Raw genomic sequence first — 13,773 nt, 5'->3', positions numbered from 1 at the left:
ACATCTTCACAGGCAAACCGCTACCACTGTGGGAGCGGGCTTGCCCGCGAAGAGGCCCGCAAATCCCCTAGAGACCTCAGGTCTGTCGGAGCCTTCCATGTCGCTGCCAACCTCCCTGACCATTGAAGCCGGCCTGCAAGCCGAACAGGATCTTTTGGCCTCGGTTTGCGCCGGCGACGCGGAGTTCGGCCTGCTGTTCTGGCAACCGAGCGATCAGGCATTGGTGATGCCGCGCCGCTTGAATCGCTTGCCAGGCTTCGAAGCCGCCTGTGAAGTGTCAGCGGCGGCAGGTTGGCCGGTGCTGCTGCGCGATACCGGCGGCGAACCGGTTCCACAATCCGCCACAACGATCAATATCGCCCTGGTATACGCGCCACCGCGTAGCGAAGGTGATTTGAACCGCATCGAAACCGGTTACCGGCGCCTGTGCGACCCCATCTGCCAGTTGCTGGATGAATTGGGTGGCTCGTCGTCCCTTGGCGAAATCGACGGTGCGTTCTGCGATGGCCGCTTCAACGTCAACCTCGACGGGCGCAAAATGGTTGGTACCGCCCAGCGCTGGCGCCAGAGCCAGGGTGGTCAGCGTCCGGTGGGCCTGGTGCACGGTGCGATGCTGATGGATAACGACCGGGCGTCAATGGTCGCCGCGGTCAATCGCTTCAACGAGGCCTGTGGTCTGGAGCAACGAGTACGCGCCGAAAGCCACATCGCATTGCATGAGAGGTTCACGGCACCCGATGCGTTGGCGCGCCTCGACGAACTCTATCGATTGATGCTGGCACAGATGTTCAGCGGCTAGGTTTTCGAGCCTATCGCGTGCCGAAGACCACCATGGTCTTGCCTTTGACGTCCACCAGGTTGCGATCTTCCAGATCCTTGAGCACGCGACCGACCATCTCCCGGGAACAACCGACAATCCGCCCGATTTCCTGACGGGTCACCTTGATTTGCATGCCATCGGGGTGGGTCATGGCGTCTGGCTGCTTGCACAGCTCCAGCAGGCAGCGGGCAACGCGGCCGGTCACGTCAAAAAATGCCAGGTCACCGACCTTGCGCGTGGTGTTGCGCAGGCGCTGTGCGATTTGTCCACTGAGGACGTAAAGAATGTCCGGGTCCTGCTGGGACAACTCGCGGAATTTTGCGTAGCTGATTTCCGCGACTTCGCATTCGACCTTGGCCCGCACCCAGGCACTGCGCTCCTGCTCCTGGCCGGCTTGCTCAAACAGGCCCAACTCACCGAAAAAGTCCCCGGCGTTCAGGTAGGAAATGATCATTTCCCGCCCGTCGTCATCCTCGATCAGGATGGTGACTGAGCCTTTGATGATGAAGAACAGCGTTTCCGAGCGGTCACCGGCACAAATGATGTTGCTCTTGGCCTGATAGCGGCGGCGCTGGCAATGCATCAACAGCTTGTCGAGGTTCTTGATCTTGGGGCTGGGGGCAATAGCAACCATGGTTGTATCCCGAAAAGACTGCACGGCGTGTTTTTTTGTAAATAGCGAACGCTGGAGTGAGGCTGGCCATACGCCATTGAATTGGCGTCAGCTTACCAGACACTTCCTGAAATATTCGAGCATTTACCTACAAGGCAGTGGGATATGTCCTAGGACGGCGGGCGCTGTCAATCTCGGGGGCTGTGCTAAGCTGGCGACCCTTTTTTATACAGTGGAGTCTTGGCGATGAAGGCACGCATCCAATGGGCTGGCGAAGCCATGTTCCTCGGCGAATCCGGTAGCGGTCATGTCGTGGTCATGGACGGTCCGCCCGATGCCGGCGGACGTAACCTGGGTGTCCGGCCGATGGAAATGCTGCTGCTGGGTGTCGGCGGTTGCAGCAATTTCGACGTGGTCAGCATCCTCAAGAAGTCCCGCCAGGCCGTCGAGAGCTGCGAAGCCTTCCTCGAAGCCGAGCGCGCGACGGAAGATCCAAAGGTTTTCACCAGGATCCACATGCACTTCGTGGTCAAGGGCCGCGGGCTGAAAGAAGCCCAGGTCAAGCGCGCCATCGAATTGTCTGCCGAGAAGTATTGCTCGGCCTCGATCATGCTCGGCGCGGCTGGCGTGGCAATTACCCACGACTACGAGATCATCGAGCTCGGTTGAATCGACATTCAACTATCATAAAAGCAGTGCAGACTCTGGCGAACACAAGCTGACGTCTGCATAATGCGCCACTTTTTTCAGGGTAGTGGCCCGTCAGCCGACAGGCCTCGCACCCGAACAGACAACCAAAATCGCCATCGCGAAGAGGTGTTAACCGTCCTACGCAGGTGCGTTGTTCGCATCTGACGGGCATGCTTGATCACGCGGCCGGGCCGCAAACACATAGAGAGTTTTTAACGGTGAAAAGCAAACTCAAGCTCCACGGGTTCAATAACCTGACAAAGACCTTGAGCTTCAACATCTATGACATCTGCTACGCGGAAACCCCGCAAGACCAGCAGGCTTACGTCGAGTACATCAATAAAGAGTACAACGCGAAACGCCTGACGCAGATCCTCACGGAAGTTGTCGATATCATTGGTGCCAACATCCTGAACATCGCCAGTCAGGACTACGAGCCGCAGGGCGCCAGCGTCACGATCCTGATCTCCGAAGAGCCGGTAACCCCGACCGACAGTCAGATCGAAGAGTCTCCGGGCCCGCTGCCCGAAATCATTCTGGCCCACCTCGACAAGAGCCACATCACGGTGCACACCTACCCGGAAATCCATCCGGTCAGCGGTATTGCAACCTTCCGTGTGGACATCGACGTGTCGACTTGCGGGGTCATTTCACCGCTTAAAGCGCTCAACTTCCTGATTCACCAGTTCGATTCGGACATCGTGACCGTGGACTACCGTGTGCGCGGCTTCACCCGTGACGTTGAAGGCAAAAAGCACTTCATCGACCACGAGATCAACTCGATCCAGAACTACCTCTCCGATGACACTCGCGACGCATACCAGATGACCGACGTGAACGTGTACCAGGAAAACCTGTTCCACACCAAAATGCTGCTGAAGAACTTCGAACTGGATAACTACCTGTTCGGTGATGCCACCAGCAACCTGTCCTCTGAGCAACGTGCCCAGGTGACCGAGCGGGTGAAACACGAAATGCTCGAAATCTTCTACGCGCGCAACATGGCGTAAGGTTCTCGAACACAAAAAAGGCGACTACCTCACGGCAGTCGCCTTTTTTATTGCCGAAGCGCGGCCCCCTGTGGGAGCGGGCTTGCCCGCGAAGAGGCCCTCACAGGCGACCGGGATATCAGATCCGATAAGTACTCTTGGTCATCACCTTGGCCATCAGACTCATCCCGAACTTCACCGGCGCCGGAAAGCGGAACCCGCCAGCCTCCAGCGCGCTTTCGGCATGCTGTTCTTCATCGATACGCATCTGCTCAAGAATCGCCCGGGATTTTTCATCCTCGGCCGGCAATTGCTCCAGGTGTTCGTTCAGGTGTTTGCACACCTGGTCTTCCGTTGCCGCCACGAAGCCCAGGCTGACTTTGTCGCTGATCAGGCCGGCCACGGCGCCAATTCCGAACGACATGCCATAAAACAGCGGATTGAGGATGCTGGTGTGGCTGCCCAGTTGATGGATGCGTTGTTCGCACCAGACCAGATGATCGATTTCTTCTTCGGCGGCGTGTTCCATGGCAGCACGCACCTGCGGCAGTCTGGCGGTCAGCGCCTGCCCCTGATACAACGCCTGGGCGCAGACTTCGCCGGTATGGTTGATGCGCATCAGGCCGGCAACGTGGCGCGTGTCTTCGTCGCTCATTTTTGCATCGGGCTGCACGATGGCCGGCGACGGACGGTACGGCTGGCCGCTGAAGGGCAGCAGGGTGCGCATCGCGGCATCGGCTTGCAGCAGAAGGCGGTCAATGGGCGAGTAGTGACGTTGGGTAGTCATGCTGACCTCCGGGGGAATTTCGGCGGCCAGTTTAACCCAATCGGCCGGGGATGGTTTGCGCTGGGTCATTGTGATGCTAAGGCTGTGACAGTGTTGTGATGCCTTTTGTGGGAGCGGGCTTGCTTGCGAAGTCGGAGTGTCAGTCAACAAAGATGTTGAAAGTGAGGCCCTCTTCGCGAGCAAGTCGGATCGCCGCACCGCCGCTCCCACAAGGGGGGGCAGCAATCAGCCCGGCGGCCAGTGCATCTGGCGCTGGCCAAGCACGTGCATATGAATGTGGTAGACGGTTTGCCCGCCTTCTTCATTGCAGTTCATGACGACGCGGAAGCCTTTTTCGCAGCCCAGTTCCAGGGCCAGGCGCTGGGCGGTGAACAGAATGTGTCCGGCCAGTGTCTTGTCGTCCTCCGTCAGATCGTTCAGGGTGCGAACCGGCTTCTTCGGGATCACCAGGAAATGTACCGGTGCCTGTGGGGAAATGTCGTGGAAGGCCAGTACCTGGTCGTCCTCGTAAATGATCTTCGCCGGGATTTCCCGGTTGATGATCTTGGTGAACAGAGTATCCACAGCTGTTTTCTCCGTTGTTTGGGCTGGTCTGAGTGTACTCATGGCGTATGCCAGCGCCCAGCCTTTTACTTTGAGTTGGATCAGCGCGGGCAGTAAGCCTTGTTGACCATGCCGGCGATTGTGCGAGTCAGCCAGCGTGAGCCGAGCCTCGGCAGGAAAGCGAACCAGCGGTTGCGCCGCCCCGGAATAATGATCGCCTGATTCTTTTCCAGGGCGCGCACGGTGTAGAGCGCCACTTCCTCGGGGCTCATCAACAGTTTGCTGTTGGTCAGTTTGTCGCTGTCGAGTTGCGCGGTACGGAAGAACGCTGTGCGGGTCGGCCCGGGGCAGAGCACCGAAACCTTGATCGCGCACTTTTTCAGCTCGACGCGCAATCCCTCGGAAAAGTGCAGCACATACGCCTTGCTGGCGTAATAGGTGCTCATCCACGGTCCCGGTTGAAACGCTGCCACCGAGGCCACATTCAGAATCTGCCCGCCACCTTGCAGGGCCATGCTGTTGCCGATGGCATGGCACAGGCGGGTGAGGGCGAGGATGTTCACTTCGATCAGGTCTTGCTCGGTCATCCAGTCCTGGGCCAGAAACGGGCCGCATGTACCGATACCGGCGCAATTGACCAACAGATCGATTTGCCGGTCGCCTTCCTCCAGCTCCAGCAGGAATCCGGACAGGCGCAACGGTTCGCCCAGGTCACAGGCACGGAACAACACTTCCACGCCGAACCTTTGGGTCAATTCAATCGCAATGCTTTCCAGCTGATCACGTTGTCGGGCCACCAGAATCAGGCTGCGGCCGCGCCGGGCCAACGCTTCGGCCATTGCCAGGCCGATGCCGCTGGAGGCGCCAGTGATCAGAGCGTAACGGGTCATGCAGTTCTCCATCGCAACAGCTCCGCGCCGCGACGCAGGTGTCACGGGCCAGGAGCGCTGTTCATTCTTTCGCAGAGTCTACAGGGGGCTGGGCCTCTTCGGCTGCATCGTCGGCGGAAATTGGCACCGGTTCGACCTCGACGTCGATTTCATCGGTGGTGACCGAACTGCTGTCGTAGCTGCTCTGGGCGGCGTTTTCGTATTCTTCCTGTATCGCCGAGAGACCACCGCCCAGGGAGCCGACCAGGATCAGTGCGATGACGACCAGCCACAGCGAAGACAATACTTTGACCGCGGTACTGTTCGGCGGAGGCGGTGGACCGTAGCGGTTGGCCAGTTCGTTGCCCGGTACGACCATGATCACGAACGGAAAGAAACTGCCCACAAACGGTACCAGGTTCAGCAGCCACAGCCAGCCGGACCAGCCGACATCGTGCAAACGTTGAACGGTGATCTGGATGCTGACGAAGGCAAATCCGACAAACAGGATCAGGGCCAGCAAGCCACCCAGGATCAGGCCGGCGGTTGAATCCGCACCGATGAGGGCCAGGGCGACCAATGCAAAAACCCCACAAACAGCCGAGAGCACCAGTGTCAGCACCAGTGTCCAGGCAAGAAAACGCAAGCGACCGATACGGCCATCGAAACTGAATGGCTGGAGCGTGGCGAATTCCGCCACCGCTTCGCCGACGGGCGCGCGAGGCGCAGCGTAAGGAGACTGCGGTTCTGCCAAGGCCGCCTGGCTGCTGGCCGGGGTATGGTCATGCACGTCGGCGAGATTCAACTCGATCGGTGTTTCGGCTTCGATGCGCGCGTCGATACCGGTCTTGCTCAGCGCCTGGAGATAGGTTTGGGCATCGGCCTGCGTCAGGTTGCGTTTGAGCGCTACCGGGCGCCCGGCGAACAAGCGCTCGATGGCTGTGACATCGCTTTTGAACAAATCGGCGAGATTGAGCTTTGCCGTGGTGATGTCGACACCGGGCAGCAAGGCACCTTCGAATACGATCTTGAAACGATTTTCGCCCATGTGCGAAGCATCCTTGTCGCGAGAGGTTGAAAGAAGGTTGTGTCCGAGTGAGTGTAAGGCCAGCCGGGAGGGGCTGGCCAAGATTTGCTGTCAGCGCGGCCAGCGTTTTGGCAGCTGGGCGGCATGCTCCAGGGCTTGGCGGTACTCGGCGTCGAGGCGTGCAATCAACTGCTCGACACTCGGCAAGTCCTCGATTTCTCCCACGCCCTGGCCTGCAGACCAAACGGTTTTCCAGGCTTTGGCTTCATCGCTCACGGGTTTGAGCTTGGAACCGAAGTTGATCTCGCCCTTGCCCTGCAACGCGGCCATGTCGAAACCGGCGGCTTCCAGACTCTGGCGCATGAAACTCGCGGGGACACCTGACACGGCTGGAGTATGGATGATGTCTGCAGCTTTGGATGTCAGCAGCATTTCTTTGTAGGCCTCGGGCGCGTGACTTTCGGTCGTGCCGATAAACCGAGTGCCAAAGTAGGCCAGATCCGCGCCGAGCAATTGCGCGGCAAGAATTTCATGTCCGTGGTTCAAGCAGCCGGCCAGCAACAGGGTCTTGTCGAAGAACTGGCGGATTTCGGCAATCAGCGAAAACGGGCTCCAGGTCCCGGCGTGTCCACCGGCCCCGGCAGCCACGGCGATCAATCCATCCACGCCGGCTTCGGCCGCTTTCTCGGCATGACGACGTGTCGTCACGTCATGGAACACCAGGCCGCCGTAGCTGTGCACCGCATCGACCAGTTCTTTCACGGCGCCGAGGCTGGTGATCACGATTGGCACTTTGTGCTCTACACAGATCTCCAGGTCCGCCTGCAAGCGGGGATTGCTGTTATGCACAATCAGGTTCACGGCATAAGGCGCGGGGTTTTCCATGGTCGCCAGTCCGGCTTCGATCTCTTCCAGCCAGGCCTTGAAACCGCTGCTTTCGCGCTGGTTCAGCGCCGGGAAGCTGCCGACCACGCCCTGACGACAGCAGGCGAGTACCAATTGCGGATTGGAAATCAGGAACATCGGCGCAGCCACCACGGGCAGACGCAAACGTTGTTCGAGCAGAGCGGGCAGCGACATTGGAAGTACCCCGATGAGTGGTGTCTATTGGATTTAGAACGGCCGAACGACGACCAGAATTACGACTGCCAGCAATATCAGAACCGGAACCTCATTGAACCAGCGATAAAAGACATGGCTGCGGGTGTTTTCGCCACGGGCAAAACGTTTTACCTGGGCGCCGCACATGTGGTGATAGCCGATCAGGATCACCACCAGGGTCAGTTTGGCGTGTATCCAGCCACCCTGGCTGAAGATGCCTGGATTGAGGTAGATGAGCCAGCCACCGAATATCAGCGTGGCGATCATCGCCGGGCCCATGATGCCCCGGTACAGCTTGCGCTCCATTACGCTGAAGCGTTCCTTGCTGATCGTGTCTTCACTTTGTGCGTGATAAACGAACAGTCTTGGCAGGTAGAACAGGCCGGCAAACCAGCACACGACGCTGACGATATGAAACGCTTTGAGCCACAGATAGAGCATTTTTGGTTATTCCCCAATTCACGGTAGTGGGAATAGTAGAGGCTTGAGCGTCCGCACGTCACCTTGACGGTTGTCGCAAGGGCGCGCGGCCCCTATTATCGACGGCTTTCCAGTGGGTTCGTTGAGGGCAGGTTTATGGTCAAGGTCGGTATCGTCGGCGGCACGGGTTACACCGGTGTCGAACTGCTGCGTCTGTTGGCGCAACATCCGCAAGCTGAGGTGGTTGTCATCACTTCCCGATCCGAGGCTGGCCTGGCCGTAGCCGACATGTACCCGAACCTGCGAGGCCATTACGACGGCCTGGCGTTCAGCGTTCCGGACATCAAGACCCTGGGTGCCTGCGATGTGGTGTTCTTCGCCACGCCGCACGGTGTTGCCCATGCCCTGGCGGGCGAACTGCTGGCGGCCGGGACCAAGGTCATCGACCTGTCGGCCGACTTCCGTCTGCAAGACGCCGATGAATGGGCCAAGTGGTATGGCCAGCCGCACGGCGCACCGGAGCTGCTGGACGAGGCGGTCTACGGTTTGCCGGAAGTCAATCGCGAGCAGATCAAGAAAGCGCGCCTGATTGCCGTGCCGGGCTGCTACCCGACTGCAACGCAATTGGGTTTCCTGCCATTGCTCGAAGCCGGCCTGGCCGATGCTGCGCATCTGATTGCTGACTGCAAATCCGGCGTCAGCGGTGCCGGTCGTGGTGCTTCCGTAGGTTCGCTGTACTCCGAGACGTCGGAAAGCATGAAGGCCTATGCGGTCAAAGGTCACCGTCATCTGCCGGAAATTCGCCAGGGGTTGCGTCGTGCAGCGGGCAAGGACGTCGGACTGACCTTCGTTCCGCACCTGACGCCGATGATTCGCGGCATTCACTCGACGCTCTACGCCACTGTTGTTGATCGCTCGGTGGATCTGCAGGCGTTGTTTGAAAAGCGTTATGCCAACGAACCGTTCGTCGATGTCATGCCGGCCGGCAGCCATCCGGAGACGCGTAGCGTGCGGGGTGCCAACGTCTGCCGTATTGCCGTGCATCGCCCTCAGGACGGTGATCTGGTGGTGGTGCTGTCGGTGATCGACAACCTGGTCAAAGGGGCGTCGGGGCAGGCCGTGCAGAACATGAACATTCTGTTCGGGCTGGATGAGCGTCTGGGTCTCTCCCACGCCGGCATGCTGCCTTGAGAGCAGCTACAAGCTTCAAGTTGTAAGCCGCAAGCTTGAAGCTCACAGCTTGAAGCTTGTCGCTGCTCCTAGAATAGTTGACCGCTTTTCTAGGAGAAGCGGATAATGCGCGTCATCACGCAATATGACGGCGTAACGCCGGGAGATAGTCAGCATGAGCGTCGAATCCTTCACCCCCACGGCTTTGCAATTCACCCACGGTGCCGCGCACAAGGTGAAGAGCCTGGTCGATGAAGAGGGGAATGATCGCTTGAAGCTGCGCGTATTCGTTACGGGCGGCGGTTGTTCAGGTTTTCAGTACGGTTTCACTTTCGATGAGGAAGTGGCCGATGACGACACCATCGTCGAACGCGAAGGCGTGAGCCTGGTGGTCGATCCGATGAGCTTCCAGTACCTGGCCGGTGCCGAGGTGGACTACCAGGAAGGTCTGGAAGGTTCGCGCTTCGTCATCAAGAACCCGAATGCGACCACCACCTGTGGCTGCGGTTCTTCGTTCTCGATCTGATCAGCGCACCTGTTTCACAGAACGCCGCACGGCCTCAGGGTCTTGCGGCGTTTTGCTGTGTGGAGGATTTATGCGGGGTAGATGGCGCCGAGTACGCGCAATCCACGGGCACCGGTAACGCTCGGACGATTGGCCGCGATGCCTTCGAGGCAGCAATGAGCCAGCCATGCGAAGGCCATGGCTTCGACCCAGTCGGGGTCTACACCGTAAGTCGCGGTGCTGCTGACACTGGCGTTGGGCAACAGGCTGGCCAGGCGGGTCATCAAGGCCGTGTTGTGGGCGCCGCCGCCGCAGACCAGCAGTTCCTGCGTGTCTGCCTGGGCGCTTTGCAGTGATTCGATGATGGTCAGTGCGGTCAGTTCAAGCAGGGTCGCCTGAACATCTTCGGCGCAGAAGGCTGGCAGCTGCGTCAGATGCTGCGTCAGCCATGTCAGGTTGAACACTTCCCGCCCGGTACTCTTCGGGCCTTTGGTCACAAAGAACGGGTCACTCAGCAGCGCATTCAACAGCACCGGTTGAATGTTGCCGCTGGCAGCCCATTGGCCGTCACGGTCAAAGTGGTCGCCGCGTTGCTGGTGGATCCAGGCGTCCAGCAGCACATTGCCCGGGCCGCAGTCGAAACCGGCGACCGGCTTGCCGGGCTCGATCAGACTGAGATTGCTGAAGCCGCCTACGTTCAGTACTGCACGATTCCCGCCCCGTTCTTCAAACAAGGCTTCGTGAAAGGCGGGAACCAGCGGTGCACCTTGCCCCCCGGCAGCGACATCGCGGCTGCGGAAGTCGCTGACCACGGTGATGCCGGTCAGCTCCGTCAGCAGGGCCGGGTTGCCGATCTGCACGGTGAAGCCGCGTGCCGGTTCATGGCGGATGGTCTGGCCATGGCTGCCAATGGCACGAATGTCGTCAGGCTTGAGTTGCTGTTGAGCGAGGAGGGCGTGAATCCCTTGGGCTGCCAGCTTCACCCAGTTCTGCTGGGCGATGGCGGAGCGGGCGATTTCGTCCGGGCCGCTGGCGCACAAGCCGAGCAGCTCGGCGCGCAGGGAGTCGGGCATCGGGATGTAGTGGGAGGCGATCAGCCTGATCGCCGGGGCTTGCTCGATCAGCGCGATATCCAGGCCATCAAGGCTGGTCCCGGACATCACACCTATATAGAGCGCCATGACTTAACGCTTGCTCGAAGCCAGCATCGTGGCTTTTTCCTGATCCATGCGCGCCATCAGGGGCTGGCTTTGGGCGAGGAAGCGTGCGCGTTCGGCCTTGGCAATCGGATCGGCCATTGGCAGTTTCTGGCCCAGCGGGTCGACGTGCACTCCATTGACCTGGAACTCGTAGTGCAGGTGCGGGCCAGTGGAGAGGCCTGTGGTGCCGATATAGCCAATCACCTGGCCCTGCTTCACCGTGCCGCCAGTCTTCACGCCTTTGGCAAAGCCTTGCATGTGGCCGTAGAGCGTGGTGTAGGTATTGCCGTGCTGGAGGACGACGGTATTGCCGTAGCCACCACGGCGACCGGCCAGCAAGACCTTGCCATCACCGGCTGCCTTGATCGGCGTGCCGCGCGGTGCTGCGTAGTCGACGCCTTTGTGGGCGCGGATCTTGTTCAGGATCGGGTGCTTGCGGCCCATGGAAAATTTCGAGCTGATGCGGGCGAAGTCCACCGGTGTGCGGATGAACGCTTTGCGCATGCTGTTGCCGTCAGCGGTGTAGTAGCTGCTGTTGCCTTGTTTGTTGGTATAGCGAACGGCGGTGTAGGTCTTGCCGCGGTTGGTAAAGCGCGCTGACAGGATCGGGCCATTGCCGACGGCCTTGCCGTTGACCACTTTTTGCTCGTAGATCACGTCGAATTCGTCGCCCTGGCGAATGTCCTGGGCGAAGTCCACGTCGTAGCCGAACACACTGGCCATGTCCATGGTCAGGCTGTGGGACAGGCCCGCTCGGGCTGCGGACTGCGACAGCGAACTGTTGATCACGCCATGAACATAAGCGGAGCGCACGGTCGGTTTCGCAGTGATGCGATTGAACGTGTAGCCCTTGTCGTTCCTGGTCAGGCTGATGCTTTCGACGTCGTTGAGCTTGCTGTGCAAGTTGGTCAACTGGCCATCAGGGCCCAGTTCGAATTCAAGTTTTTGGCCGCGCTTGAGCTGGCTGAACTGCTTGGCCTGCTTGTCGCTGGCCAGTATTTCATGCACCGATGTGGCTGGAAGCCCGACTTTCTCGAACAGCGTGGAGAGGGTATCGCCCTTGGCGACGATCACTTCCCTGTGGCTTGCCGGCTTCTTTTCTTCAACTTCAACGACCGGCGCCGGTTCGGCTTGAGCGGTTTCCTGAGTGTCCTCGGCGCTGTTGTCGATCTGCGCGAAGGGGGATGTTGCAGGTTCATTTGTGGCTTGAACGACGTCAGCAGCGTCTTGATCTTGTGTCAGTTGTTCAGCAGGACTTTCCAGTTCAAGACTCAGGGTCGTTTTTTTGGCTTCCACATCGCTGGAAGGGAATACCAGGAGCGCCAGGCTGAGAAGGGCGGCGATTCCACTTGCGGCGAGCAGGTGGGTCTTCGGGTAAAGCGGCGGCGCTTTAGACGATTCTTTGGTCATAAGTGGTTTTGACTTTGAAAAAGATGAATTGGAAAAGATGAATGACATGATGAAGATGAAATAACTGTATAAAATATAACCAAATCATCTCTGAAGCAAGTCCGTAGGTGCCCTGCCTGCGGATTGGCGTCCGTGCGCCGGGCAAACCTTGTATTTGACGCGCGATCTTGTATGGTTGGTTCCCTTTGAATCTGAGCCTTGCGGGTCTGTTATGAAGTCGGTTGAAGAGCAGCTAGCGCTGATCAAACGTGGTGCGGAAGAACTGTTGGTCGAGTCCGAGCTGATTGAAAAGCTCAAGCGTGGCCAGCCGCTACGTATTAAGGCGGGCTTCGATCCAACGGCTCCGGACCTGCACCTGGGTCACACCGTGCTTATTAATAAGCTGCGCCAGTTCCAGGAGCTGGGGCATCAGGTGATCTTCCTGATTGGTGACTTCACCGGGATGATCGGCGATCCGAGCGGCAAAAGTGCTACGCGTCCGCCGCTCACTCGCGAGCAGGTCCTCGAGAACGCCGAGACCTACAAGACTCAGGTCTTCAAGATTCTGGACCCGGCAAAAACCGAAGTGGCCTTCAACTCCACCTGGATGGATCAGATGGGGCCGGCCGACTTCATTCGCCTGACTTCGCAGTACACCGTGGCTCGGATGCTCGAACGCGATGACTTCGACAAGCGCTACACGACCAATCAGCCAATCGCCATTCACGAGTTCCTGTATCCGCTGGTTCAGGGTTACGACTCGGTAGCTCTGCGCGCAGATGTCGAGCTCGGCGGTACCGATCAGAAGTTCAACCTGCTGATGGGGCGTGAGCTGCAGCGTGGTTATGGCCAAGAGGCTCAGTGCATCTTGACCATGCCGCTGCTTGAAGGCCTGGATGGCGTGAAGAAGATGTCCAAGTCCCTGGGCAACTACGTCGGTATCCAGGAAGCGCCAGGTGTGATGTACAGCAAGCTGGTTTCCATTCCGGATGCGCTGATGTGGCGCTACTTCGAGTTGCTCAGCTTCCGCTCCATGGATGAGATCAATGCGTTCCGCGCTGATGTGGAGGCGGGCGCCAATCCGCGCGACATCAAGATCCAGCTGGCTGAAGAGATCGTTGCGCGCTTCCATGGTGAGGAGGCTGCGGCCAGTGCTCACCGTGCTGCCGGTAACCGTATGAAGGATGGCGAGCTGCCGGATGATCTGCCGGAAATCGAATTGACTGCTGCCGAAGATATGCCGATCGCTGCTGTCCTTAATAAGGCGGGGCTGGTTAAGAACTCGGCGGTGGCTCGAGATCTCCTGGGTTCCGGTGGTGTGCGTATAGATGGTGAGGTTGTCGATCGCACCTTTATATATGCACTGGGCGCGACCCATGTTTGCCAGGCCGGGAAGAAGGCATTTGCGCGTATTACGCTCAAATCCGAATAAAGCTGAAATAGGGGGTTGACGGCGAATTTTAGAAGCCTATAATTCGCCCCACTTCCGGCGCAGTCGAAACGAAAAACTCCTTGGTAAACAAAGAGTTATGCAGTTTTCGGCAGCGGGTTGCTTCAGGTCATCGAAGCGCCAGGGAAGTTGAAAAAGAGGTGTTGACAGCAGCGAGTAACGCTGTAGAATTCGCCTCCCGCTGACGAGAGATCGAAAGCG

At 58.8% G+C, this 13,773-nt stretch carries 15 protein-coding genes; 6 read left to right on the top strand and 9 right to left on the bottom strand.

Annotated elements, in window-relative coordinates; all coding sequences use genetic code 11:
- Nucleotides 1–97 precede the first annotated feature (97 nt).
- Nucleotides 98–799, top strand: coding sequence for a lipoate--protein ligase family protein (locus AC3WN7_RS15985; protein WP_102674240.1), 702 nt, complete (start codon nt 98–100; stop codon nt 797–799).
- Between the two features lie 10 nt (nt 800–809).
- Here the strand turns inward: AC3WN7_RS15985 and crp are convergent, their stop codons facing one another.
- On the bottom strand, nt 810–1,454 hold the full coding sequence (gene crp, locus AC3WN7_RS15980) for a cAMP-activated global transcriptional regulator CRP (protein WP_102674241.1): 645 nt from the start codon (nt 1,452–1,454) through the stop codon (nt 810–812).
- Nucleotides 1,455–1,679: 225 nt separating this feature from the next.
- On the opposite strand from crp, the gene AC3WN7_RS15975 reads away from it, so the two are divergent.
- Entirely contained in the window at nt 1,680–2,102 is a 423-nt protein-coding gene (locus AC3WN7_RS15975) for an OsmC family protein (RefSeq protein WP_007994936.1), read from the top strand.
- 239 nt (nt 2,103–2,341) lie between these two features.
- Nucleotides 2,342–3,133, top strand: a complete 792-nt coding sequence (speD, locus tag AC3WN7_RS15970; RefSeq protein ID WP_007980189.1) for an adenosylmethionine decarboxylase — start codon at nt 2,342–2,344, stop codon at nt 3,131–3,133.
- 118 nt (nt 3,134–3,251) lie between these two features.
- Here the strand turns inward: speD and coq7 are convergent, their stop codons facing one another.
- The 6 genes from coq7 to hemJ all read right to left on the bottom strand — a co-directional run bounded on the left by coq7 (nt 3,252) and on the right by hemJ (nt 7,880).
- Complete coding sequence (gene coq7 / locus AC3WN7_RS15965) at nt 3,252–3,899, bottom strand: 2-polyprenyl-3-methyl-6-methoxy-1,4-benzoquinone monooxygenase (protein ID WP_007980187.1); 648 nt, start codon at nt 3,897–3,899, stop codon at nt 3,252–3,254.
- Nucleotides 3,900–4,124: 225 nt separating this feature from the next.
- Nucleotides 4,125–4,463 (bottom strand): histidine triad nucleotide-binding protein, encoded by a 339-nt coding sequence (locus AC3WN7_RS15960; RefSeq protein ID WP_095964066.1) that lies wholly within the window; start codon nt 4,461–4,463, stop codon nt 4,125–4,127.
- 80 nt (nt 4,464–4,543) lie between these two features.
- On the bottom strand, nt 4,544–5,332 hold the full coding sequence (locus AC3WN7_RS15955; RefSeq protein ID WP_033048446.1) for an SDR family NAD(P)-dependent oxidoreductase: 789 nt from the start codon (nt 5,330–5,332) through the stop codon (nt 4,544–4,546).
- A gap of 61 nt (nt 5,333–5,393) precedes the next feature.
- On the bottom strand, nt 5,394–6,359 hold the full coding sequence (locus tag AC3WN7_RS15950; RefSeq protein ID WP_095964065.1) for a DUF805 domain-containing protein: 966 nt from the start codon (nt 6,357–6,359) through the stop codon (nt 5,394–5,396).
- Between the two features lie 90 nt (nt 6,360–6,449).
- Complete coding sequence (locus AC3WN7_RS15945) at nt 6,450–7,418, bottom strand: NAD(P)H-dependent flavin oxidoreductase (protein ID WP_015097043.1); 969 nt, start codon at nt 7,416–7,418, stop codon at nt 6,450–6,452.
- A 33-nt stretch (nt 7,419–7,451) separates the two neighbouring features.
- Nucleotides 7,452–7,880 (bottom strand): protoporphyrinogen oxidase HemJ, encoded by a 429-nt coding sequence (gene hemJ / locus AC3WN7_RS15940; protein ID WP_015097042.1) that lies wholly within the window; start codon nt 7,878–7,880, stop codon nt 7,452–7,454.
- Nucleotides 7,881–8,015: 135 nt separating this feature from the next.
- On the opposite strand from hemJ, the gene argC reads away from it, so the two are divergent.
- Together argC and erpA are read left to right on the top strand one after the other, a co-directional pair.
- The gene (gene argC / locus AC3WN7_RS15935; protein WP_007980174.1) at nt 8,016–9,050 is read left to right on the top strand and encodes an N-acetyl-gamma-glutamyl-phosphate reductase; all 1,035 of its coding nucleotides are present in this window, start codon (nt 8,016–8,018) and stop codon (nt 9,048–9,050) included.
- A gap of 154 nt (nt 9,051–9,204) precedes the next feature.
- The gene (erpA, locus tag AC3WN7_RS15930; RefSeq protein ID WP_007906865.1) at nt 9,205–9,555 is read left to right on the top strand and encodes an iron-sulfur cluster insertion protein ErpA; all 351 of its coding nucleotides are present in this window, start codon (nt 9,205–9,207) and stop codon (nt 9,553–9,555) included.
- Between the two features lie 68 nt (nt 9,556–9,623).
- Here the strand turns inward: erpA and AC3WN7_RS15925 are convergent, their stop codons facing one another.
- Complete coding sequence (locus AC3WN7_RS15925; protein ID WP_102674242.1) at nt 9,624–10,715, bottom strand: anhydro-N-acetylmuramic acid kinase; 1,092 nt, start codon at nt 10,713–10,715, stop codon at nt 9,624–9,626.
- A 3-nt stretch (nt 10,716–10,718) separates the two neighbouring features.
- A complete protein-coding gene (locus tag AC3WN7_RS15920) occupies nt 10,719–12,143 on the bottom strand; it encodes a peptidoglycan DD-metalloendopeptidase family protein (protein ID WP_095964063.1) in 1,425 nt (474 codons plus the stop codon).
- A gap of 211 nt (nt 12,144–12,354) precedes the next feature.
- Between AC3WN7_RS15920 and tyrS the strand changes: the two genes are divergently transcribed.
- Nucleotides 12,355–13,554, top strand: coding sequence for a tyrosine--tRNA ligase (tyrS, locus tag AC3WN7_RS15915; RefSeq protein WP_095964062.1), 1,200 nt, complete (start codon nt 12,355–12,357; stop codon nt 13,552–13,554).
- Nucleotides 13,555–13,773: the final 219 nt, after the last annotated feature.

Source organism: Pseudomonas sp. FW305-70 (genome assembly GCF_058783925.1).
This window is presented reverse-complemented; position numbering and strand designations above follow the sequence as displayed.